18 protein-coding genes and 1 pseudogene are annotated in these 24,535 nt (G+C 49.3%); 7 read left to right on the forward strand and 12 right to left on the reverse strand.

Annotated elements, in window-relative coordinates; all coding sequences use genetic code 11:
- Nucleotides 1–16: 16 nt before the first annotated feature.
- A complete protein-coding gene (locus MNO13_RS05920) occupies nucleotides 17–640 on the reverse strand; it encodes a lysozyme inhibitor LprI family protein (RefSeq protein ID WP_241939639.1) in 624 nt (207 codons plus the stop codon).
- A 157-nt stretch (nucleotides 641–797) separates the two neighbouring features.
- Between MNO13_RS05920 and MNO13_RS05925 the strand changes: the two are divergent.
- Nucleotides 798–917, forward strand: a pseudogene (locus MNO13_RS05925) (hypothetical protein); the annotation flags it as partial.
- Here the strand turns inward: MNO13_RS05925 and MNO13_RS05930 are convergent.
- The 6 genes from MNO13_RS05930 to MNO13_RS05955 all read right to left on the reverse strand — a co-directional run bounded on the left by MNO13_RS05930 (nucleotide 895) and on the right by MNO13_RS05955 (nucleotide 8,521).
- A complete protein-coding gene (locus tag MNO13_RS05930; RefSeq protein ID WP_241939640.1) occupies nucleotides 895–1,863 on the reverse strand; it encodes an aminoimidazole riboside kinase in 969 nt (322 codons plus the stop codon). The pseudogene MNO13_RS05925 and the gene MNO13_RS05930 overlap by 23 nt on opposite strands.
- 46 nt (nucleotides 1,864–1,909) lie before the next feature.
- Nucleotides 1,910–2,923 (reverse strand): OmpG porin family protein, encoded by a 1,014-nt coding sequence (locus MNO13_RS05935; RefSeq protein WP_241939641.1) that lies wholly within the window; start codon nucleotides 2,921–2,923, stop codon nucleotides 1,910–1,912.
- A gap of 12 nt (nucleotides 2,924–2,935) precedes the next feature.
- Entirely contained in the window at nucleotides 2,936–4,429 is a 1,494-nt protein-coding gene (locus tag MNO13_RS05940; protein WP_241939642.1) for a glycoside hydrolase family 32 protein, read from the reverse strand.
- A gap of 14 nt (nucleotides 4,430–4,443) precedes the next feature.
- Nucleotides 4,444–5,730, reverse strand: a complete 1,287-nt coding sequence (locus MNO13_RS05945) for an OmpG porin family protein (RefSeq protein WP_241939643.1) — start codon at nucleotides 5,728–5,730, stop codon at nucleotides 4,444–4,446.
- 96 nt (nucleotides 5,731–5,826) lie between these two features.
- Nucleotides 5,827–7,263: a glycoside hydrolase family 32 protein gene (locus MNO13_RS05950; protein ID WP_241939644.1), complete on the reverse strand. Its 1,437-nt coding sequence runs from the start codon at nucleotides 7,261–7,263 to the stop codon at nucleotides 5,827–5,829.
- Nucleotides 7,264–7,282: 19 nt separating this feature from the next.
- Nucleotides 7,283–8,521, reverse strand: coding sequence for an MFS transporter (locus tag MNO13_RS05955; protein WP_241939645.1), 1,239 nt, complete (start codon nucleotides 8,519–8,521; stop codon nucleotides 7,283–7,285).
- A 266-nt stretch (nucleotides 8,522–8,787) separates the two neighbouring features.
- Here MNO13_RS05955 and MNO13_RS05960 point away from each other — a divergent pair, with 266 nt between their 5' ends.
- Both MNO13_RS05960 and MNO13_RS05965 read left to right on the forward strand, forming a co-directional pair.
- On the forward strand, nucleotides 8,788–9,783 hold the full coding sequence (locus MNO13_RS05960; RefSeq protein WP_241939646.1) for a LacI family DNA-binding transcriptional regulator: 996 nt from the start codon (nucleotides 8,788–8,790) through the stop codon (nucleotides 9,781–9,783).
- 170 nt (nucleotides 9,784–9,953) lie between these two features.
- The gene (locus tag MNO13_RS05965) at nucleotides 9,954–10,175 is read left to right on the forward strand and encodes a zinc ribbon domain-containing protein (protein WP_121815108.1); all 222 of its coding nucleotides are present in this window, start codon (nucleotides 9,954–9,956) and stop codon (nucleotides 10,173–10,175) included.
- A gap of 3 nt (nucleotides 10,176–10,178) precedes the next feature.
- Here MNO13_RS05965 and xseA read toward each other — a convergent pair whose 3' ends face one another.
- A complete protein-coding gene (gene xseA, locus MNO13_RS05970; RefSeq protein ID WP_241939647.1) occupies nucleotides 10,179–11,561 on the reverse strand; it encodes an exodeoxyribonuclease VII large subunit in 1,383 nt (460 codons plus the stop codon).
- Between the two features lie 169 nt (nucleotides 11,562–11,730).
- Here xseA and guaB point away from each other — a divergent pair, with 169 nt between their 5' ends.
- Together guaB and guaA are read left to right on the forward strand one after the other, a co-directional pair.
- Entirely contained in the window at nucleotides 11,731–13,197 is a 1,467-nt protein-coding gene (guaB, locus tag MNO13_RS05975; protein ID WP_064544475.1) for an IMP dehydrogenase, read from the forward strand.
- A gap of 68 nt (nucleotides 13,198–13,265) precedes the next feature.
- Nucleotides 13,266–14,843, forward strand: a complete 1,578-nt coding sequence (gene guaA, locus MNO13_RS05980; RefSeq protein ID WP_064544477.1) for a glutamine-hydrolyzing GMP synthase — start codon at nucleotides 13,266–13,268, stop codon at nucleotides 14,841–14,843.
- A 201-nt stretch (nucleotides 14,844–15,044) separates the two neighbouring features.
- Here guaA and MNO13_RS05985 read toward each other — a convergent pair whose 3' ends face one another.
- Together MNO13_RS05985 and MNO13_RS05990 are read right to left on the reverse strand one after the other, a co-directional pair.
- Nucleotides 15,045–15,935 (reverse strand): manganese-dependent inorganic pyrophosphatase, encoded by an 891-nt coding sequence (locus MNO13_RS05985; protein WP_121815110.1) that lies wholly within the window; start codon nucleotides 15,933–15,935, stop codon nucleotides 15,045–15,047.
- A 150-nt stretch (nucleotides 15,936–16,085) separates the two neighbouring features.
- Nucleotides 16,086–16,256, reverse strand: coding sequence for a YfgG family protein (locus MNO13_RS05990; protein ID WP_083963314.1), 171 nt, complete (start codon nucleotides 16,254–16,256; stop codon nucleotides 16,086–16,088).
- A 365-nt stretch (nucleotides 16,257–16,621) separates the two neighbouring features.
- On the opposite strand from MNO13_RS05990, the gene MNO13_RS05995 reads away from it, so the two are divergent.
- Complete coding sequence (locus MNO13_RS05995; protein ID WP_241939648.1) at nucleotides 16,622–18,859, forward strand: bifunctional diguanylate cyclase/phosphodiesterase; 2,238 nt, start codon at nucleotides 16,622–16,624, stop codon at nucleotides 18,857–18,859.
- A 203-nt stretch (nucleotides 18,860–19,062) separates the two neighbouring features.
- Here MNO13_RS05995 and ppx read toward each other — a convergent pair whose 3' ends face one another.
- Nucleotides 19,063–20,604, reverse strand: a complete 1,542-nt coding sequence (gene ppx, locus MNO13_RS06000; RefSeq protein WP_064544483.1) for an exopolyphosphatase — start codon at nucleotides 20,602–20,604, stop codon at nucleotides 19,063–19,065.
- 4 nt (nucleotides 20,605–20,608) lie between these two features.
- Nucleotides 20,609–22,669 (reverse strand): polyphosphate kinase 1, encoded by a 2,061-nt coding sequence (gene ppk1 / locus MNO13_RS06005; protein WP_064544485.1) that lies wholly within the window; start codon nucleotides 22,667–22,669, stop codon nucleotides 20,609–20,611.
- A 190-nt stretch (nucleotides 22,670–22,859) separates the two neighbouring features.
- On the opposite strand from ppk1, the gene MNO13_RS06010 reads away from it, so the two are divergent.
- The gene (locus MNO13_RS06010) at nucleotides 22,860–24,521 is read left to right on the forward strand and encodes a hypothetical protein (RefSeq protein ID WP_241939649.1); all 1,662 of its coding nucleotides are present in this window, start codon (nucleotides 22,860–22,862) and stop codon (nucleotides 24,519–24,521) included.
- The last annotated feature ends 14 nt before the right edge of the window (nucleotides 24,522–24,535 follow it).

Here is a 24,535-nt window from a genome sequence, read left to right on the forward strand (position 1 = left end):
TTGGTAACGATTTTGCTTATTGTACCTGGTACTTTTTCTGTAATTCGCTGATGCGTTGCTGATATGAGTCATTCAGGCAAGAGGTTTTGTCATCTGCTTTCCAGCATTCATCACGCCCCTTAATCCATCCACGCTGCTCAGCTTTAAGCGTGGAATTATTATTTGATTTTACCAGAGCTTGCTTGTAGATATTCGCCAGTTTGAGATCCAGCGCGGAAAGCGTTTCGTTTTGGCAAATCAACTCTTCCATACTGCCTTTACTTACTGCTGAACATGAAAATGAAGGCCCAGATTTCTGCTCATTTTTTTTCTGTGCAGTCGGCGCGAAGCTTACTTCATCTTCGGGTAAACAGACGCCGTGAGTACGATTGGGGCCGCTAAAAGAAATCTCAGGATTACCGTCTGCTGAACGCACAATGCTGATCACTGTTTTTCCACTGGTCGCTTCCCAATAGGTCGGGCTGCTCTGTTTAATCGTCGCTTTTTGACCATTCACCCACACGCCACCTTTACCGTCACTGTAAGTTCCGCCAGTTTTCCCACAGCTAAAATTGAACGCCTGCGGAGGTGTCGTCTTTTCAGTCGCCGCTTGCGAAGCGAGCGGAAATAAAACTAACGCAATGAGAACTACATTTTTCATGATGAACCCTTAGGTCGAAATTTGCGTACTGGCTTCAGTATGCGTTACCCCAGGGAATTTAACACGCTCATGTAAGGCTGGATTATCACTTTCATCTTCACCCCGGTTAACCGGCGCAAGAAGGCTTATTCCAGGAGCCATGCAACTTTAAACGCGCAACCAGGTTAAAGACCTGCCGGACTCCTACAAGCGTTACTTGATGAACTACTTCCGCAAATCGCTGGATGTTATGGGTACACCAATCCGTATCCAGTTCAAGGAAGGCGAGAACCCGTTTGGTTTTTTATCTCATAGTCCGGTAGAGAAAATTGGCTGATAAAGGCATTGAGCGCTTTGGTATCCGGCAGGGCAGACAATGCACCTTTGCGGGTTGTCGCGAGGGCACCACAGGCACCAGCCTGAGCAATGGCCTGATGGATCTGTTCAAAGCTCTCCGGCATCCCATTATGTGCAATCCAGGCCAACAAACCGGCGACGAAAGCGTCGCCAGCCCCGGTTGTATCGACACTATCGACGGTATAACCATTGAAATGGATGACGCTGTCGCGCCATAACACCATGGCGCCTTGCGACCCGTAGGTCATTACTTTCAGTTGTGCAGGTAGCGCCTTAAGACCTTCAAGCGCCAGGGTAAAATTGTGGGTACCTGTCATCCAGTACCATTCTTCTTCCGAGAGTTTAAGAATGTCGGCCTGTGAGGAAAAATGGCGCACCGTCTCGATCATTTCATGCTTATCGAGCCACATTTGCTCCCGTAAGTTCACATCGAAACTCAGCAATCCCCCGCGTTGTTTAACATTGCTGATGGCGGCAACCAATGTATTACGGCAAACGTCGGTGACCATTGCCAGAGAGCAGAAGTGCAGAATATCGTTGCTAAATTCTGGAAGGGCATCGGACGTTAAAAATTGATCGGCGGAGGGGGTGGTTAAAAACGTAAACTCGCGCTCTCCGCCACTATTCAGAGAGACCAGCACTGTACTGGTTTTGTGCTGGCTATCCAACTGAAGGCTTGCTGTTGAGACGCCTGAGTCAGACAGCGTTTTTTTTAGAAAATGACCAAAGTCGTCATCACCAACGCGGCCAATAAAACCACTCTGGCTGTGTAAACGTGCAGTACCGACCGCAACATTGAATGGGGCTCCTCCTGCGCAGGCTTGATACTGCATGTCTGAAAGCGGTAAAAGATCGACCACCGCATCGCCAAGAGTCCAGATATTCATGACATTTCCTCAATGATAATTAACTATTTTTATTCAAACGTATTTGTTAAAAGTTATAATCCAGCATCAACTTATAATCGGTGGTGAGGGCATCGCCATTGGTGACCCAGCTTCCGCTCTGGTTTATCAACGAACCGGTAACTTCCCCAGATGCTGTGAAACGAGAGGTCAAAGGATAATTCACCGACACCTTCAGGAAGCGATTACGGGTATTTTGGAATACTTCGCCATCTTCAGGCTGTGCATTGTTTTCCTTATAATGTCCATAACCGCCGCTCAGTGTTGTGGATAATTTCCCCCAGTTGCGCCAGACGCCAAATGAAGCGGTCCAGCTTTTTTCGTCGATATCGCCCCACTGCGCTCTGTCTAAAATGGCAGAAGCAAATTGCTGGCGGAACCAGACCCCGGTGGTGTTGTTAATAATATATTGCACCCCAGGTTCAATCTGAAATGAACGTACGTCACGGTCATTTTGTGAACCACCGCTGCGGCGATGGTCAATTTGCTGATACAGGTAGTTAAAGAAGGAGAAATTGTCCGTAACACGCAAATCGGTAAAGAACTTGGCGCGTCCTTGCCAACGATCGTCGATTGACGCACTCCCGCCCATAACATCCCAGCCATAACGCAGGCGCTTGTAGAAATATTCGTGGCCGATAATCAACTGAGTCCACTGATTCTGGCTGATGTAAGTCTGGTTCTCCCACGTGCCGTTATAGTTGGTGGTTCTGCCATCAGAGAACGCCAGATACCAACCGGGTAATGCATCATGACGCATAACCCCTTGTACAAAAGTCAGTGAATCATTCCCGCTGTGGAAATGGCTGTTACGCCAGTTATTATCCTCAATGGCATATTTCATTTTAAGCTGGCCGTGAACGCGACCACCGGCAGGATTGGAGGAGCGAGTTGAGGTCCACATGACATCCTCATCCAGATATGACCACGGATCCACGGCAATAACCTTTCCCGATGAATCCTTCATGATGCTCATACTCGCATTCGCCAGCGCTGGAAAAAGAAGAACAAAAATAACAGACAGGGCATGATGGTTTTTCATAATAATATCCCGTTAAATCATTTCTTTTATTTTCAGCATTGCGTGAAAATTATCGTTTTGAGGCAGGCTGATACTCCATGGTTTCTCCTGCATGGAATACATCCGGGTGCTGAATGCCGCTTTATTGTTTATGTAAAAAACAGCAATTGAGTTTTGAATCAGAACACGTAACTCAACTTTGTCATCGAGCGGAACATTCACCCAGGATTCAGCGTTGGCCTGATGAATCGACGCGAGCGGAGCATTAAAAAAGTAGACTTTCCCTTTGCTCTTATTGAACACAACGTTGAGCGTCGCATCACTGACCCTGTCGTCAGTCAGACCAAAGCTCATGACCATTCCCGCAGAGGGAACATCTACCGTTGCGCTTAACTCACCTCGTTTGGGCAGGGGTGGGTACACAGAGGACTGTAACAAGCCGAACTGCGTTGCCGTTTTTAGCGTTTTACTGCTCGTTAAGGTGGTAACTGGACCTGGGTTGTCATTGATGACCGTCTGTAGCTCATGGGGGAGGATGCTATTGAGCTGGCCTTTGTCATCTGCGGTCAGCTCATGAACAACCAGATTTCCTGCCCAGTCAATGTTGCCGCTGTCGCGGTTTCCCGCTTTGGTCGGGATCCAACCGAAAACAAACAAGCGGTCGTTTTTGAGCGCCAGTTTGCCTGCGTATAAACCCGACCCATCGACCACATAATTGTCCATTTTCCGCCACGGCCCGTCCGGATTCTCCGCGACCCGATATTGTGTCAGGCGTAGCGGCCATTGGTCGCTAAAGCTGAGATACCAACGTCCGTTGAAGAACACAAGCGTCGGGCATTCGAGGTTTGCGTTGCTGGTAATAGTATCGTTATTAAAAAATACCCCACGGTCTTCCCAGTTCTTTAAATCGGTTGAGCTGTACCGGGCAATAACACCACGACCGTTGCTGCGGGTAGTAATTAACATCCAGTATTCTTTCTTTTCTTCAATCCAGACAATATGGGGATCGCGGAAGTCATTACCCCGATAGTTACCGCCTGGTAGAATCGTGTCCTGAGGGTGTTTCACCCAGTGAAGACGGTCTTCACTGGTCGCGTGCATAATGGACTCCACCGGGAACACATTTTCATTATGTGCGGTGTACCAGGCATGCCAGATATTGCCGACTTTAATAATCGAGCCGGTTCCCAATAGCAGTTCAGGATCGTCAACGTCGTTAACGTAGGGAATCACTTCCGAATGGTTCTGATAATCATATAAGTTGGCACTCGACAGCAGATGAATTGCGTGTACTCCTACATCGCTACCACCGCGTACATCATTAAGATAAAAAATATCAAATTTGCCATCGTTATAAACAGGCATCGGGTCACCAATAAATGAACCCTCCACCCGTGGGAAAAAGTTATTAATATGACTAATGCTTTTATTATGTAATGTTTCTTTAGATGGCTGCGACCAGGCTGTCGTATTTCCAACAGAAAGCGCCAGCAGAGCGACGAATGCCACCAACGTTGATTTTTTCATGCTATACCTGAATGTCAGAAGTTATAATTCACGCCAACCACGGTAAATGGATTCCATGAGTGACCGGTAGATGTCCAGAGTCCGGTTTCTTTGGTAAATTGCGCTTTGAATTCACCATATAATCTCACTTCACCAACAACCGGATAGCTGATGGTGCCGCCAATAAATTTATATCGACCATCATAAAAAACTTCTTTGGCATTGCTGGCATTATCTATTTTGTCCTGACCGAATCCAAAATACAGCGAGGTTAATAGAGGGTACCAATTTCGCCAGAGTCCAGCCGTGACTTTCCATTCTTCTTCAATAATGTCGCCCCAGCTTTCACGCTCCTGACGGTTATAGTAATAATAGGGTCGAAGATACAAACCAAGATCCGGGCTCACGCGGTATTGAATGGCAGGCTCAATTTCAAAAATATACTGGTCAAGATCGCCATTTCCTGGCTCATTACCCTGCGGCTGATATTCACCATAAGCATATCCGGCAAGGCTCCATTTGTTGCTCAGTCGAAGGTCCTGCCAGACTTTGAACCTATTCTTCCAGCGTTTAGTTGCCGTTTCGGAACCGATCATGACTTCCGTACCGATATTACCTCGCCAGGTTTCAACAATATGACCAACAAAAATCTCATTGATGGTATTGGTCCCATTGTAGTCCTGATTGCTAAACTGGCCTTTATAACTATCTTCCCTCGCATTCCAGAAACCAAAATACCAGTTTGGTAACTCATCGTGCCTTAAAAATGCCTGAATGGTGGCGAGTTTGAATTTCCCGCTATTTTTCTTATTATCACTCCAGCGAACATCATCAATTTCTATCTGAGTCCCGATGTTTCCGTGCAGGCCGCCGACTTCCATGTTACGACCGATACTATCCCAATGAACCGGCGGGTCTTCCTGTCTTAAACGCAATAGACTGACATCTTCCTGGTCATCCACTTTATTATTCTTTTTCACTTCAACTGTTTTATTCTCAGTTGGCGCTGATAATGTTACTGGCATTGATGATGTCATGGGCTCAGCTATTTTACCCGCAGCAACAGGAGATGATAAAGTGCTAAGGGACGATTGCTCATTTCCTATTTTTTCCGGTGATGAACTCGTTTCTTTGGTGTCAGGTTCATCTTGAAAATAGCTTTGATAGTATCCTGTATAATTTACTGGCTGTTCTGTGGTTTCTTCAGCAATGGCAGGAAATGCTGCCAATGACAGAATCAATGACAGCGTCTTTTTTCTTGAAACTAATATTTTTTTATTTATCTCTCTAATACGATGTTGAGTCGTTAATATTTCATCCATTTCGCTATCTCATTATCCCAGACAATAATATGCCAGCCAGAGACTGGCAGAAATAAAAAGCTCATAATGTAAGAAACATGTCCACACTGAGTGGATTTATTTATCCAAAGACCAGTATCCAGCATCTTGTAATGAGGCAAGACCATGATTCGCAAACAGTGAAATATCGCGCTTGCCCGGCTGCGGATAAATTCGACTGCTTAAGCAAGCGTCGCCATCGTTAACAAAAACTTCCACTGATGAACGATCAATAAAAATTCGCAGTGACAGCACGCAGTCTACTGGCAGCGGAATACTGCGCGTACCTTCAAGTGAATATTCCGGATAGCGGCGTTCCACCACCAGACGCTGGGCCTGATTATCGACGTAAATTCTCAGCCCATCGCCCAATGCAATGCCAAACTGTTCAGCCGTAGACGCGCTCAGATCCCATGCCAGTTGCACCTCGACCGCTTCGGCATCTGCCGCGACAAAAACATTCTGATTATTCAGGCAGCGGACGGGTACAGAATAATAGCTGCCGCGCAGCGCGGTGACTTCGTCAGCGGGTTTCATCTTCACACGATGATTGTCACCAAGGCTTAATTCGCGCGGGAGAGAGAGCATACCGGCCCACCCATCCTGCTGTTCGGGCATCGGCGATTCCCACATAGCCAGCCAACCGATGACAATGCGGCGGTTATCCGGGGTCAGGAAACTTTGCGGAGCATAAAAGTCGTGTCCATGGTCCAGCTCAATAAATTCTCCGTTATGGGTGAACGGTTGTCCTGGCTGCCATTCCCCGAGCAAATAGCCACTCTGGAAGAGGTTGCGATGATGATAACCTTCCGCCGCCATCCCTTGTGGGGAGAACATCAGGACGCGCTTATCTTCAAGGGTAAAGAAATCCGGGCATTCCCACATAAAACCCATGCCGTCGTCAGCCTCGGCGAAAATACCTTCGTCGTGCCACTCAAGGAGATCGGTGGAGTGGTACAGGCGCACCTGGCCAGTATTCTCCACGCGGGAACCGACAACCATGTACCAGAACTCACCTTCGCGCCACACCTTCGGATCGCGAAAATGATGCAGTCCTGGCGGTGTATCAATCACCATGCCATGCCGTTCAAAATGGATGCCGTCACGGCTGCTTGCCAGACACTGCACCTGGTAGAGATTGTCGTCGGTGTCTGCCGAACCGTGAAATTTATGTCCGGTATAAATCAGCGTCAGCGTATCGCCGTCCACCACGGAGGAGCCGGAGAAGCAACCGTCTTTATCCGCCGGGCCTTCCGGGGCCAGCGCAACCGGTAGATGTTCCCAGTGCACCAGATCTTTGCTGCGGGCGTGCCCCCAGTGCATCGGACCCCATTTAGGGGAATAGGGGTGATGTTGATAAAACGCGTGATACCAACCATCAAACCACACCAGGCCGTTAGGATCATTCATCCAGCCTGCGCGAGCGGCAAGGTGATACCGCGGATACCAGCGTGGATTGATAGCGGATTGTGCTTTTTCAAGCGTCTGTTCAGCCTGTTCTAATAAGGATGTCATCGTCTTTACTCTCAGTACATTAAACAGCGTTTTGCTGCAGAAAGGATGGCTCAGATGAGGGTTTATTTGAGCGCAAAAGGAAAATGGAAATAAACGTGGTGCAGAACACCGTAATGCCCATGATCAGATAGGACTGAGCGAAGCCAAATTTCTCATAGCTAAAGCCCGCCAGCGGGGATAACACGGAGCCAATAATCGAGCTGGTGCAGGCGAATCCCACCAGATAAATCGTAGAGGACAGGCGTTTATCGAAATTCAGACTGTTGTATTTAAAAATGGCGACTAACAGTATCGGCAGTTCAACAGCGTGAAGCAGTTTGGTAATTGAAATCAGCAGAGGTCCTTCCACCAGACCGGAAGCAATCATGCGCAGCGCCATTACCATCCCTGCGAATATCAGACCATTTTTAGCGCCAATGCGGTTAACCAGCCACGGTGCACAAAACATGCCTGCTGCCTCCAGAAAGACCTGGAAGGAGTTTAAATAGCCAAACATCGCGTTCCCTTCTCTTAATGTCGGGAACTGTGAAGAGAAATAGACCGGGAATTGCTGGTCGTATACGCCGTAAATGCAGGTTCCGACCACAAAGAAGATAAGTGCCCAGAAGTGCGGCAAGGTGAGCAAGCGCAGGGCATCTGTCAGGGAGACTTTTTTAGCGCCTATTTCGAGTTTCTCCATGCTTGCCGGAGCCACGACTTTTAAGCGGAGCAGCAGGCAGAAGAAGATTATCCCTGAGCAAGAGGCCACCAGGAAGTTAAGGTCAGGGTTGATATTAAACAGTAGCCCGGCAAAAAACGTGGCGACAGCCCAGCCCAGAGACCCCCACATGCGAGCCCGTCCAAACTCAAAGGTACTCTGACGCGCAACGCGCTCGGTATAAGACTCCAGAACGCCGATACCACCATTAAATGTCAGCCCGATAAATAAACCACCGAACGCGCTCCCCAACAGAATGTTGATGCTCAGCAAATAGCTAAACAGCAGATAAGCGGGGCCGGAGAGGATCAGCAGGGCGGTGATGAACCATAACAGATGTTTACGCAGGCCAAGTCGATCCTGGATAAAGCCATAACAAACCTGAGCGAAGAGCGCGGAAACGGATAATACTGAAAAGATAATGCCGGTTTCCGATGCTTTTAGCCCCACTTCTTGGTTAAGCCAAATGGAGAGAAGTGAACTTGACGAGGACCAGGTCACAAAGAAAAAGAACAGCAGAGCGCTGAGCAGCAGGTAGCTGCGTGAAGGCCGTTTTTTCATTTATGTAATCTCATAAGGAGGGTATGCATAAATGGTAACGTTAACATTTTTGATCTACACTTAATTTTGGCTTGTTAACCGATGTTAATCACAAAAGTTAACGTTAACATTAATATGTTGCGATCAAGATCAAATTTTTTATCGTGGTTTGCATAGCCCTGGGGTTCGATGCTTAAAATAGGGAATTCGCGTTTGATCACAACCCTTAAATTGCTGGATTGAGTGCAAAACCAGGATTGGATCGTTAGTTTTTTTAATGGAAGGTTATGGCGTCTTTAAAAGATGTGGCCAGACTGGCCAATGTATCTCTAATGACCGTGTCGCGGGTGCTGAATGACCCGAAACGCGTGAAGCCTGAAACCCTTTCACGGGTGCAGGAGGCTATCTTACAGCTCAACTATGTGCCGGATCTGTCTGCCCGCCAGGTACGTCGTGTTGGCTCCAGGAATAAAACGATTGGTGTGCTGGCTCTGGATACCGTCACTACCCCTTTTTCAGTCGAAATTACGCTGTCTATCGAAGAAACCGCACGGGCGTATGGCTGGAATAGCTTCGTGGTTAACATGTTTGCTGATGACAATCCTGACGATATTGTCGATCTGCTACTCGCGCACCGACCTGGGGGGATCATTTTCACCACCATGGGGTTGCGCGAAGTGAGCATCTCCCCCAGGTTGCTGAAGCACCCCCTTGTACTCGCTAACTGCGAGAACAAGGGAGAACCGGTTGCCAGCTATATTCCTAACGATGAACAAGGGCAGTATACCGCAGTGCAGGCGCTATTAGCGGCGGGGTACCGTCGCCCTCTCTGCTTGCATTTACCTGCCAACCATCTGGCGACGCTTCGCCGCTGTCGGGGGCTTGATCGCGCTTGCCGTGAAGCCAATATTGATCCCGATACGCTTGAGCACTGCTATATGCAATATGGCGACGAGCATTACCGCGATATTCCAGATATTTTGCTGTCGTATATTGTTCAGGGGCGGGCACAATTTGATTCAGTGATCTGTGGCAATGACCGTATTGCATTTATGGTATATCAGACGCTGTTGACGCAAGGGATCCGAATCCCACAGGACATTGCTGTTCTTGGGTACGATAACCTCGTAGGGATCGGGAATTTGTTTTTCCCCCCGCTATCCACTGTCCAGCTACCGCATTATGAGATTGGGCGCTTAAGTACATTGCACATCATCAACGGCGACAGCCACCGGGAGAAAGTGCTGGTCGATAGTCCCTGGCTGTTGCGAGAATCATTTTGAGAAAGCGTTGAGGAACGATAATTCTCAGCATGCGAATGACGATATTTGGAATAAACCTTCCCGGCGAATAATAAAAATGCAGTTGTGTTCCGATTCCATCGGTTTGTGCTTAGGTTTCCATCTGGTTGCAACAAAAGATGAATAGAGTTGTAGAACTGAAAGGAGTAATTATGGAAGTGAAATGTCCGGTGTGTGAAACCCCATTACAGCAAACAGACTCGGGCGCGCGCTGCGAAACCTGCCAGCAGGATTTTCGCCTGGAAGCCCACTGCCCGGATTGCCATAAGCCGCTGGAAGTTTTAAAAGCGTGTGGCGCAGTCGACTATTTCTGCCAAAACGGCCACGGATTGATTTCGAAGAAACGCGTCGATTTCGTGCCTGTTGCGAACTAAGTTCTAACTTTTCGCAACCGTTTTACGCTTGCGAGCAGGTTTCACCGGTGTAATGCCGGTGACCTGGCTTTCTACCCAACCATCCTCCAGACGCGTCGTTAGCGTATCTCCGGAATGCACTTGTTTGGTCTTTTTCAGCACTTTGCCGTCTGTCGCCGTAGTCACGCTATAACCACGCGCAAGGGTTGCCAGCGGGCTGACTGCTTCAAGCTGCGCAATAGCGGTGCCAAAGCGCTGGCGCGTATTGCTCAGGCGGGCAGTCACAACCTGCGATAAGCGATATTCAAGCTGTTGCAAGCGAGTCTGCGCACGGTGAATTCTTGGCTGCGGTTGTTGTTGATTCAAACGTTGCATCAGGCGTTGCTGCTGCTGAGTGGTGCGGCGCAGTTTGGCATCCATTGCTCCATTCAGGCGCTGTTGCAAGCGCTCGAGCGTAGTTTGCTGGCGAGCTAAACGCAGCTGTGGATGTTGTTGTTGCAAACGATGATGTAAGCGGGTGAAACGCTGCGAGCGCTGGGCGAGGTAGTAATCCATCGCCATTTCCATGCGTTGCTGTTGCGACTGAATCTGGCGTAACAGCTCCACCTGATTACGGCTAACAATTTCTGCCGCTGCAGAAGGGGTCGGAGCACGAACATCGGAGACAAAATCGGCGATCGTGACGTCAGTTTCATGGCCTACGGCGCTAACTACGGGAATTTGACTGGCAAATATGGCGCGAGCCACGCGCTCGTCGTTAAAACTCCACAAATCCTCCAGCGAACCACCGCCGCGCCCAACAATCAACACGTCGCACTCTTTGCGGAGGTTGGCCAATTCGATAGCACGCACGATTTGCAGTGGCGCATCGGCGCCCTGAACCGCAGTGGGGTAAATGATCACTGGCAACGAAGGGTCACGACGTTTCAGGATATGCAGGATGTCATGCAGTGCGGCACCGGTTTTTGAGGTAATGACCCCAACCTGATGCGCAGGGGTTGGCAATGGCTGCTTATGAATTTGGTCGAATAAACCTTCAACGGTGAGGCGCTGTTTTAATTCTTCATACTGCTGCTGCAACAGCCCTTCACCGGCAGGTTGCATACTTTCTACGATGATTTGGTAGTCACCACGCGGTTCATACAGTGTGAGCGTGGCGCGCACCAAAACCTGCTGCCCGTGTTGCGGACGGAAGGTGACGCGACGATTGCTGTTGCGGAACATCGCCCCACGAATTTGAGCGGTATCGTCTTTGAGTGTGAAGTACCAGTGACCGGAAGCCGGTTGGGTAAAGTTGGAAATTTCACCGCTGATCCAGACTTGCCCCATCTCTTGTTCCAGCAGCATACGCACCGTCTGATTCAGGCGGCTGACAGTAAAAATTGCAGGGGTATTTTTCGTTGGCATGTGACCTGGATCAAATTCTAAATCAGCAAGTTATTCGGTCGATAGTACCTTTCGTATTCGTCTTGGCAAGGAGTTTTCTTAAAAAAGTGTGGATGCAATCGATTCCGCTCTGTATAATGCCGCGGCAATATTTTATCTGTTCTCATTCACCCCAGGTTGAGATATTGCCATGCTACGAATCGCTAAAGAAGCACTGACGTTTGATGACGTTCTCCTCGTTCCAGCTCACTCTACAGTTCTGCCTAACACGGCCGATCTCAGCACCCAATTGACCAAAACTATTCGTTTGAATATCCCTATGCTCTCAGCAGCAATGGATACCGTAACGGAAGCCCGTCTGGCCATCGCATTGGCTCAGGAAGGTGGACTTGGTTTTATTCACAAAAACATGTCTATTGAGCGCCAGGCTGAAGAAGTCAAACGCGTGAAAAAACACGAAAGTGGCGTTGTAACTGACCCACAGACCGTGCTGCCGACTACCACTCTGCACGAAGTTAAAGAACTCACCGCACGTAATGGTTTTGCGGGTTACCCTGTGGTCACTGAAGCCAATGAACTGGTCGGTATTATTACCGGTCGCGATGTTCGCTTTGTCACCGACTTAAACCAGCCTGTTAGCGTGTACATGACCCCGAAAGAGCGTCTGGTTACCGTGAAAGAAGGCGAAGCTCGTGATGTCGTGCTGTCTAAAATGCACGAAAAGCGTGTTGAGAAGGCGTTGGTCGTTGACGGTAATTTCCATCTGCACGGTATGATCACCGTAAAAGACTTCCAAAAAGCGGAACGTAAACCTAACGCCTGTAAAGACGACCAGGGCCGTCTGCGTGTTGGGGCGGCCGTAGGCGCAGGTGCGGGCAACGAAGAGCGTATCGACGCTCTGGTGGCCGCTGGTGTCGACGTTTTACTGATTGACTCCTCTCATGGTCATTCCGAAGGCGTTCTGCAACGTATTCGTGAAACTCGCGCTAAATATCCTGACCTGCAAATCATTGGCGGCAACGTTGCTACAGCCAATGGCGCGCGTGCGCTGGCTGACGCTGGTGTGAGTGCGGTTAAAGTCGGTATCGGCCCAGGCTCCATCTGTACCACTCGTATCGTCACTGGCGTGGGTGTTCCGCAAATTACTGCGGTTGCTGATGCTGTTGAAGCACTGGAAGGCACAGGCATTCCTGTTATTGCTGACGGCGGTATCCGCTTCTCTGGTGATATCGCTAAAGCTATCGCGGCGGGCGCATCTGCTGTGATGGTTGGCGGCATGCTGGCAGGAACTGAAGAATCTCCAGGCGAAATCGAACTCTACCAGGGCCGTTCTTTCAAATCCTACCGTGGTATGGGTTCTCTGGGGGCGATGTCTAAAGGTTCTTCTGACCGTTACTTCCAGACTGACAACGCAGCGGACAAACTGGTACCGGAAGGTATCGAAGGTCGCGTGGCTTACAAAGGCCGTTTGAAAGAGATCGTTCACCAGCAGATGGGTGGCCTGCGTTCCTGTATGGGTCTGACCGGCTGTGGTACCATCGACGACCTGCGTACCAAAGCGGAATTTGTACGCATCAGCGGTGCGGGTATTCAGGAAAGTCACGTCCACGATGTGACGATTACTAAAGAGTCCCCGAACTACCGTATGGGCTCCTGATTCTCCTCGCCCGGCTTTATGCCGGGCGATTTTCTTTATCTGTTTCACTTGCCTTGGAATAAGCGTCAATGACGGAAAATATCCATAAACATCGCATACTTATCCTTGATTTCGGTTCTCAGTATACTCAACTCGTTGCGCGTCGTGTGCGCGAGCTTGGCGTTTACTGTGAGCTGTGGGCATGGGATGTCACGGAAGCACAGATTCGTGATTTCAATCCAAGCGGTATCATTCTTTCTGGTGGACCGGAAAGTACTACCGAGCAGAACAGTCCACGAGCGCCTGAATATGTCTTTACTGCAGGTGTGCCAGTATTTGGTGTGTGCTACGGCATGCAGACCATGGCGATGCAGCTCGGCGGCCATGTTGAAGGTTCCAGTGAACGTGAGTTCGGTTACGCACAAGTTGAAGTGAAAACTGATAGCGCATTGGTTCGCGGTATCGAAGATTCCCTGAGCGCCGATGGTAAACCGTTGCTGGATGTTTGGATGAGCCACGGCGATAAAGTCACTGCGATCCCGTCTGACTTCGTTACCGTTGCCAGCACCGAGACTTGCCCGTTTGCGATTATGGCAAACGAAGAAAAACGTTTTTATGGCGTACAGTTCCACCCGGAAGTGACCCACACCCGTCAGGGTCAGCGTCTGCTGGAGCGTTTTGTTCTGGATATCTGTGGCTGCGAAGCGCTGTGGACTCCGGCAAAAATCATCGAAGACGCGATTGTTCGTCTGCGTGAACAAGTGGGTAACGACAAAGTTATTCTGGGCTTGTCTGGTGGCGTGGATTCTTCCGTTACCGCTATGCTGCTGCACCGCGCGATTGGCGACCGTCTGACTTGCGTATTCGTGGATAACGGCTTGCTGCGTTTGAACGAAGCTGAACAAGTGATGGACATGTTTGGCGACCACTTCGGCCTGAACATTGTTCACGTTAAAGGTGAAGAACGCTTCCTGTCTGCGTTGGCGGGCGAGAACGAACCAGAAGCGAAACGTAAAATCATCGGCCGTGTGTTCGTTGAAGTGTTCGATGAAGAAGCACTGAAACTGGAAGATGTGAAGTGGCTGGCTCAGGGCACCATTTACCCGGACGTTATCGAATCTGCTGCCTCTGCGACCGGTAAAGCACACGTCATCAAATCTCACCACAACGTGGGCGGCTTGCCGAAAGAGATGAAGATGGGTCTGGTTGAGCCGCTGCGTGAGCTGTTCAAAGACGAAGTACGTAAAATTGGTCTGGAACTCGGCCTGCCGTACGACATGCTTTACCGTCACCCGTTCCCGGGGCCAGGTCTTGGTGTGCGCGTATTGGGCGAAGTGAAGAAAGAATACTGCGACCTGCTGCGTCGTGCTGATGCCATCTTTATTGAAGAACTGCATAAAGCAGATCTCTACAACAAAGTAAGCCAGGCATTCACCGTGTTCCTGCCAGTTCGCTCCGTTGGCGTGATGGGCGATGGCCGTAAATACGATTGGGTTGTCTCACTGCGCGCAGTGGAAACCATCGACTTTATGACCGCGCATTGGGCGCACCTGCCATATGATTTCCTTGGCCGTGTATCCAACCGCATTATCAACGAAGTTAACGGCATTTCCCGCGTGGTTTACGATATTTCTGGCAAACCGCCAGCGACTATCGAGTGGGAATAACCCGTCTTTAGGCATAACTGTCACTATCTGGCAGTCGATTGCTGACAAAGGGTGATGAACGGGTTTTGTAGGGTGGATAAGCGTTTGCGTCATCCACCATTTTCGCCAGTTTTGTCGGATGACGCTGCGCTTATCCGACCTACGAAAAGGTTTGTCATCAGTCGAAGCCCATTTTTTAATGGGCTTTTTTTATGATGTAATTTAACCAAGCCGCGCATGCAGCCAGGGAAGGAGCTGTTTTTTGCGACTTAACATTCCGGCGATGGTGCAGGGGGCATTATCGGCAAGTGCAGGGCCAGCAAAATAGAGCCTTGAGCACTCAGCGCTGATATCGGTCAGCATCAAAACCACCAGGTCAGCCCCGGATGTGGTGACCCGCTGTTCCATCGCTAATTTAAGTTCATCCATAAGCGGTTCTACCTGGTCCAGCGAATATAATTCGAGTTGTGCAGCTAGCACTTTATTCCCCGAAATATCAAACATTTTACTGTCTTTATTCAGCAACTCTTCTGCGCTCAAACCGACAATATCTGTCTTCGCGGTCAGTAAATCACGAATGAAATCTTCCCGATCTACTTTTGCCAGAGAGCAGAGCTCATCAATGGCCTGGCGATCGTCGTCAGTGGTGGTCGGTGAGCGAAGTGCTACGGTATCACTCAACGCGGCTCCTAACAGCAAAATGGCTTCGCCAGGGGAAATCTCACGGCGAATAGCTGGGGTCATCAGCTGCCATAACAAGGTCGCACTGCTACCGACAGGTTTTATCCAGACTTCAGGGGGGAGTTGAGTGATTAGGCCGCCAAGACGGTGATGGTCGATAATCCCGACAACATTGCTTTCACTCAGTGACGCAGGTCCCTGAGCGGGTTCGGTGAAATCAACCAGCCAGACATCTTTGCCCGCCAGGGAATCATCAAGCAGCGGCGGAGGCGTCAGGCCGGCATGGCGAAAAATATAGGCTGTTTCTGGGTTTAATTCACCGAGGCGAAATGCCTGAGCATTTTGCCCTTTAATCGTCAGCCAACGCGCAGCCATGTATGCAGTGCAGACCGTATCGCTGTCGGGATTCAGATGGCCAAAGACATGTATCATTTAATCTCTCCTGGTCACAAATTTATTCTTCGCGCTTCATGGCGGGTCGTTAGAGTATAGGTCGCCATCCGCAGTCATTTCACAATGTTCAGGCGAGCAGAATCGACCACCTGTCTGGCGGTTAGAATATCAATGTTTTGAGGTGAGGCGTTACCGGCTAGTGTTATCCACAGACAAGCTGTTTTGCTGTGTTTCTACTTTGTCCTGATGATGGTACCAGGCACCGATAGCAGAGTAGACAAAACGGCCAAAAAGGAAGAGAAAACTGATGAGCAGAATAATGCGGGTCATACGATTGTTAAACTTATGTCGTCTTCGCATACTCGTAACCTGTGTCACGCAAATGAACCTTGATGTTTACCCGTCAACCGCGGGCGACGGTGGTATTTAGACACAGCGTTACTTGAAGGTCAAATGCCGGACATCTCAGAGTCATTTACGGAATCATTCACCCTTGTTATATGAGCATATCTTAATATTGGCTGATTAATATATATACAGTGATTGTTTTGAATTCTTTACTCAAGAAATGAAAACTCCGGCAAGAAGTTGATATAGATCACCTTCATCAGATAATCCCTAACTAAAATCTGCACTCCGTTCCATAGCAATATGGCTTATCGACCAGGCAGGATTCCTGTTCGGAGTTTACCCAGGCTGGATGACAGGGTTTTTGGCGACAATCAATGTATCTGGCAAGCTGGTATCAGAAATCTAAAAACAAATGGTGGGCGCTTCCTTTGGTGCTGCCGAGTATTCTGCTGCCCATCGCGATGTGGTGTAACGCCCATACCATCATGGATGGCGGGCTGGTGTTCCTGGTCTACATGCCGCTTGGTTTGATGACCGCATTTATGTTGATTTTCGGATGGACAGCCCTGCCGGGAATTATGCTTGCGCTATCGATCTGCTTTATTCCATTTAGTGGTGAGTTTGCCCCATTAATTGCGGTCATACATTTCTTAATTCCCATAATGATAAGCTGGGGTGGCTATCGTATTTTTGTGCCCCGACGCAATTCAGTTATGTTTGGTGTCATCACCCTTACAGCACCACGCATGATTTGGTTGATACTGATCAACTCATTGATTTTTTGGGCTATCTACCAGTTTGGTATTTTCTTTGGCTGGTACCAGGTTGCGGGCCAAAACAGTGTAGAAAATCTTTTCCATGCCAGGACATTAATCAATTTTCAGGCAGTGCTGATTGGTTGTTTAACCGGTATACCGTTCTTTTATATCGTCATCCGGATGTGCCGCAATCCGCGTTTTGTTTTCTCGTTTATTTCGCGAATGAAAGCGCAGATGCAGTCGGGGGTGACGAAAACGGAGATGGCACTTTGGGCCGCATTTGTCGTTCTTCTGATTAGCCTGCTGTTATTGCCAAATAATGATTACAGCACCATTTTCACCACCGATTACACGCTAACGCTCATTCTGCCGGTCATGCTGTGGGGGGCGATGCGTTTTGGTTTCCTGTTTATCACCACCATCTGGACCGTTATTTTAACTATCCTGTGCAGCGGTTTTCATAACTACTTGCCGCCCTACATGGGCTTTCAGCTCCATCTGGCTATAGCTTCATCGTGTTACGCCGTCTTCTCGGTGACTATTTATCTGATGGCGGTTGTTACCACTCGCCAGCGCTTTCTGCATAGAAAAGCACGCCGTGTTGCGTTTATTGACCCCGTCGTACAGATGCCAAATTTACGGGCACTTAACCGCGAATTATCCACTCATCCGTGGTCGGCGTTAGCTTTTTTGCGTGTGCCAGAGCTAGAGCTTTTAGGGCGTAACTACGGCGTACAACTACGTATCCAATATAAGCAGCAGCTCAATGATTATCTGCAACCTTTCTTGAGCAATAACGAAAATGTTTATCACCTGTCAGGCCATGAATTGGCAGTGCGCGTAAATTATGATTCGTATCATGAGCGCATTGAGTCTCTTGATCAGCATGTGAAAAAATTTCGCTTTATGTGGGATGGCATGGCGATGCAGCCACAAGTGGGCATCAGTTATTGCCATATTCGCCAACCCGTCACCCACATTTACTACCTGCTGGGCGAACTCAGCACCATGGCTGACTTGTCGCTAACGACCCTAAAACCAGAAAGCCTGCAGCAACAGGGGTCAAACCATGTGCAGAACGCGGTGAGAAATAAAGTCGCAATGATGAACCGCCTGCAGATAGCGATTGATTCCGGAAGTTTCGTGTTGATGGTGCAGCGTATCGAAGGGATCCGCGGCGATAATTATCATGAAATATTGCTGCGTATGAAGGGCGATAACGAAGGGGATAATCTGTTTATGCCTGACGCGTTTTTGCCGGTGGCACATGAGTTTGGCTTATCTTCTAAAATCGATAGATGGGTATTAGAAGCCACATTGAAATTTATGAATAACCATCGGGAACAACTCCCCGGCAGCCGTTTTTCCATCAACTTAACTCCGGCATCGGTGGGACGATTGCAGTTCGCCAGTGAAGTGAAAAACTTGTTGAAATGCTACAGCATTGAACCCTGGCAGCTTATTTTTGAAATTACTGAAAGCAACTCGTTAACTAATATTGAACAGGTCAATGCGACGTTGAACGCATTACAAAATATGGGGTGCCGGATAGCGATTGATGATTTTGGTACCGGTTACGCCAGTTATGCACGTCTGAAAGATATTAATGCGGACATCCTCAAAATCGACGGCAGTTTTATTCGCAATATGATGACCAGTAGCCTGGATTATCAGATTGTGGATTCTATCTGTCAGCTGGCACGCATGAAAAAGATGCAGCTGGTGGCTGAGTATGTTGAAAGCGAACAGGTCAAAGCCGCCGTGCAAAGCCTCGGAATCGATTACGTTCAGGGCTATTTGATAGGACGCCCGCAACTGCTTGAAACTCTGCTTGAGCAGCCAGATGAGGAGTAGAGCAATAAACACCCTGATGGGCGTTTTAGATGGCTGACAACGGTCATTAAACAGGTGTTGTAGGGGGGATAAGCGCTAGCGCCATCCACCATTTTCGCCTGTTGTTGCAGATAAAAGTGTCGGATGACGCTGCGCTTATCCGACCTACGAAGAGGTTTGTCATCAGTCTGAAACGCCCATCAGGGCGTTTGTGCTTTTTGCTGTCAGGCAGCCACGTTCGGGCTGACTTCTTCTTCGATTGATAGCCGCCATCCGGGAGTACTCTCCCAATATTGCTGTTCACGCTCTAAATCCAGCAACACCAGTGTGTTTTGGCTGAACCAGTCGTGTGGAAAACGCAACGTCCAATGGCTTTCATCCGTTTCCAGCACCAGAGTCGGTGGGGTGGTGGTGGCCTGGCGCTGGTTATTAAGCAACACGCCGAGGCGCAGGATCTGAATTAACGGCAAGAACTGCTTTTTCTTAAACAGAGTAAAGCGTGGTAGATCGTCAATCTTTATCGCTTTACGATGATAGCGCACCAGGGAAGCTATCAACATCTGCTGTTCCTGGTTAAACCCCGGCAAGTTGCTGTGTTGCAGAATATAAGCTGAATGGCGATGTAACCCGCTGTGATTAATATTCAGCCCCACTTCGTGCAGCATTGCAGACCATTTCAGTAGTGCGCCCATCTGGGGATTGGCCAGTTTCGGATTTTGAATCTCCCACTGCTGGTACATATGCTCGGTGGTTGTCAGCACCCGCTTAGCCTGATCACTATCGATATGGTACTGATCCGCCAGGCTTTGCGCGGTACGAATACGAATGTCCTGATGGCGGAAACGGCCTTCCATTTCATACAGCACACCTTCGCGAAGCGCTCCGTCAGACAGACGTAATTCACGAATTGCCAGTGAATCAAACACGCCGCAAAGAATCGCCAGACCCGGCACAAATACCGCTTTTCGTTCTTCGGATAACCCCGGCAGGCTCATGGCGCTGAAACTCTTGTACTTCAATACTTCATCGCGCAGCATTTCCAGGCGTTCAGGGGTAATTATTCCGTCTTTCTCACCCATATTCACCAGCACTTCATGAGCGGCTTTGATGGTGCCGGAAGCGCCCATCGCCACATTCCAGCCTTGCAAGCGATACTGCCAGGAGAGATTCTCCAGTTTTTGCACTGCGGCAAGGCGCGCACGTTTGAAGTTTTCTGGCGTGATATTCCCGTTGGGGAAAAAGTTTTGCGCAAAGCTCACACAGCCCATACGGCGGCTTTCGACCAGCTTCGGTTCAAAATCCTCGCCAATCACCAGTTCAGTGGAACCCCCTCCAATATCAATCACCAGTTTGCGGCCTTTTTCCGGCTGGGTATGTTCCACACCCATGAAAATCAGACGCGCTTCTTCGTTACCGGAAATAATTTCAATCGGGTAGGGAATAACCTGCTCGGCGCGTTTCAGGAACGCTTCGGCGTTGACCGCCTGGCGCAAACTATGCGTACCGACAATACAGACGTTTTCGGCTGAGAACCCTTGCAGGCGTTCAGCAAATAACGCCAGGCATGACAGCCCACGCTCCATTGCTTCTTCGCTTAACTCGTTATCAGCATTCAGACCATCAGCTAAGTGGACGCGTTGTTTCAGGCGCCCGATAATTTGCATCGCGCCATCAACCACACGGGCGATAACCATGTGGAAGCTGTTCGAACCAAGGTCTACCGCGGCAAATTCTTGCGGTCGTGGAGCGTGTTTTTTTATCGGCATGGCGTTATTCAGGTTGTTCCAGAGATTTGATGTAATCGTAAATCGCCAGTTGCGAGCGCACCTTGCGGCGGTTGCCACGCGGCACATAGCGATTACTGAGTTCTTTGTCGATGTAGCGCGCTTTCACCGTATCACTGAATAAAATTTCAATGATATCCAGCACCCGCTGTTTCAGGCGCGGGTCGAGAATAGCGACGGCTACTTCAATGCGGTAATCAATATTACGGGTCATCCAGTCGGCGGAGGAGAGATAGACTTTCTTATCGCCACCATTTTCAAAAATATAGACGCGATCGTGTTCCAGATAACGGTCAACAATACTGATCACGCGGATGTTATCGCTGATGCCTTCCAGATTAGGGATTAACGAACACATTCCCCGCACCAACAGATTCACCTTCACGCCAGAGCTTGACGCAGCATACAGCCGGTCTACCAGCCCTTTATCGACCAGATTATTCAGTTTCAGAGTAATGCCAGACGGTTGTCCGTTTTGCGCATTGGCAATTTCTTTATCGACCAAATCGTACAGCAGGCGGCGCGAGTTTTGCGGCGAGACCATCAGGTGCTCAAAGGTCACCGGACGATACGGGTTTTCGATAAAGTTGAATACCCGGCGTACTTCATTAGTGATACGTGCGTCACAGGTCAGCAACGAATAGTCAGTATAAAGACGGGCGGTTTTCTCGTTAAAGTTGCCGGTGCCGATGTGGGCATAACGCACCACTTCCTCACCTTCTTTACGGGATATCAGGAATAACTTGGCGTGAATTTTCAGCCCAGGTGCGGAGAAAATAACGTGCACGCCGGCTTCCGTCAGGCGTTTTGCCCAATGAATATTGGCTTCTTCGTCAAAGCGCGCCTGCAATTCAACCACCACGGTGACTTTCTTGCCGTTATGCGCGGCGTGGATCATCGACTCAATGATGCGCGAGTCTTTGGCCACACGGTAAATATTGATTTTAATCGCCAGTACGCTGGGGTCGAACGAGGCCTGACGCAGCAATTCCAGCACATGCTCGAACGTGTGATACGGATAATAGAGCAGCACGTCGCGATTACGGATCGCATCAAAGCCGTTGCGGAATTTGTCGAACCAGATATGACGCAGGCGCGGCAGCGGTTTGTTGATTAAATTGGCTTTGCCGACATTCGGGAAGCTAATGAAATCTTTAAAATTGTGATACCGACCACCAGGAATAATAGAGTCGTAATTAGTGATGGTGAGCTTATTACGCAGCATTTCAACCATCGCGTCGGGCATATCTCGCTGATACACAAAGCGCACCGGTTCGGCGGTCAAACGCTGTTTCAGGCTTGATGACATCAGTTCCAGCAGGCTGGATTCCATTTCGGTGACCAGATCATATTCTGCGTCACGAGTCATTTTCATCGAATACGCGTTTAATGAGTCGTAATCGAAGAAGCCTTTAAAAATGTCGTCCAGGCAATAGCGCAGAATGTTATCCAGCAGGATCATCGGCTTGCGGCGGCGTGGTGCTTCCGGTGGAAGATTCACAAAACGCGGCACTTTATCGGACGGGATTTCCAGCAAGGCGTAGCGGATGTCGCTGCCCTGGATAATTTCTACCGCCAGATAGGTGTAATCATCTTTCAGGAACTGCACCAGGTCGGTGTCGTGGTTAATCAGAATCGGGGTGATGTGCTGGCGCAGATAATGTTTAAAGTAGTGGCGCAGCCAGTTTTGCTGATTTGGGGAAAGCTGGCGTTCGTTGATCAAAAATATCTGATTACGCGCCATTTCCAGCAGCAGATCGTTGTATAAGCCATCAAATTCTTGATCGGCTTTCAGCACCCGCGCCTGAATTTTATTGAGTAAATGACGCGAATTGGGCGCCGTACCTTGTTCTTCACTGATCAGAATGCGCCGTTTGAGTTCAGCGAAACGGACTTTGTAAAACTCATCAAGGTTATTCGAATAGATGCCGAGAAAACGCATTCGCTCAATCAACGGATTAATTTTGTCCGCTGCTTCCTGGAGCACACGTTCGTTAAAAGACAACCAGCTCAGTTCTTTTTCGATATACAGCTTATCCTGACCCATTAGCCCTCACTTGCGTTTTCGTGGACGTTAAATGCCGTCACGTTGGACATTATGGCGAGCTTTGGCGGGGATTGTCCAATGCTGGGGTCTGAATAACTTCAGGTATAGCGCATGACTCTGTGAGAAAGGAAACAGTCACAGGCGAAACTATAAATTAAAATAGCGTTTTAAACTGTAGTAGGAGTAGGGAATGTGGGAAACACGGGCGCTTGAACTGAACAACCAGGAGCTATGGAACTGGCATCAAGCCTGCCAGTTTGTCGATTACGCTTGTGCACATAACTTTAATACCGTGGTGATCGGGCAAACCGATCTGCTCGGCAAGCTTGTCACTCCGGCGGGCTACACTCCTGCGCAATACAATGACCGTATCTCCGTGCATCAGCGTTGCTGTTGCGTTTACCTGAATCGGCTTGCTCAGTATTGCAAAGCGCGCGGTCTACGTTTTTATCTGCAGGCTAAAGAGCTAGGCTTTCCGGCTGATTTACTGCTCCATCAACCGCAATTATTCGATGGTCACGGCGGCCTGCGTTTTGATGTTGATTTCTGGAGCCAGTATCTGGCCGATAAACTGGCGCTGGTGTGCCAGCAGATTCCCGCGATAGATGGCCTGCTGCTGGCCATTTCCAATACTGACAGTCTGGTGCCGATAGCCACGCCTGACTGGAAAAAGAACGTGGCGCAGCAAAAAAAATCGGCCAGCTCGGCGCTTTATCGTTGCTGCTTTAATGCTGCCGCTCAGGTCATGGCTCGCCATCACAAACATCTGGTGCTGCGTCTTTTTCCCGCCAGTATCGACGGCGTTGAACCGGTTCTTGAAGCTATCACCGGTTTACCTGCTGATGTGGCGGTGTCGATAAAACTGACACCAGAACGCTTCTGGCCCGAATTCCCTAATAACCCGGCATTGCTGGCGATTACAGACCGCGAAGTCTGGGCGGAAGTCGATGCCGCAGGCGAAGAGGTCTGCTGGGGAAATCTGCCGTTTATCCGCGTTGATGAAATCCAGGGGCGATTACTGTGGTGCCGGGCCAGCAATCCGGCGATCAAAGGTGTGTTATGCAAAGCCAGTTGGGAAGGTATCGATAACCACTGTGTGATTGGCACGTTAAGTGAATTTAACCTGTTTAGCTGCGCCAAATTTCTCGATCCCCAGGCTCAGTCAGAGAATACCGCGCAACTGCTGAAACGTTGGTTACTGGAATGCTGGCAATGGCCGGCGGATGAACAACAGCTTCTGGTACTAATGGGGTTGTTTGAACAGGCGCATCAGGTGATTTACAGCGCTATTTATGCCCGCCACCATGTTTTTCATCGTCACAGCTTGTTGCCTGAAAGCTACGGCCAGGTGGTCTGGAGTTTGTACGGGCAACTTAACCGTAACCACTGGTTGCCCGGATCTGCTGATGACATCGTCTTTGCAAGCCAGGATGCGGCAGGGGCTTCACGGAAGCTGTCGTTGATTGCTGCCGAGAAAGATCTCGCCTGGCAAGGGGCGGAAAATGTACAGCGCCAGGCATTAGAATTCGCGAAACATGCTGGCTTCCCGCCAGCATTAGCGCAACGCTGGCAAACGGAGTGGCAGGGGCTGTTTTTATATTGCCGGGCGTTTATTCATGCGCAGAAAGCCTTTTTCACCCTGCACTACGCGCGTGAAGTTGAAAACAACTGGAGCCTACGTGAAGTTTGCCAGGCCAATATTCAGGCTTTGTATGGCACTGCTCATGAGATGGAAGATTTCTGTGGCAAATGGAGTGACATTCCTCCGGCCATTCATGTGATGTTTGATGCCGGGCGCGCCCGCGCACTGGCCGGGAGTTTAAGCAAAGAGTTAGCGAAATTGTCAGGTTAGGGGGAGAAAAGGTG

Origin of the sequence: Buttiauxella ferragutiae (assembly GCF_022637515.1) — a bacterium.
Lineage (GTDB): Bacteria > Pseudomonadota > Gammaproteobacteria > Enterobacterales > Enterobacteriaceae > Buttiauxella > Buttiauxella ferragutiae.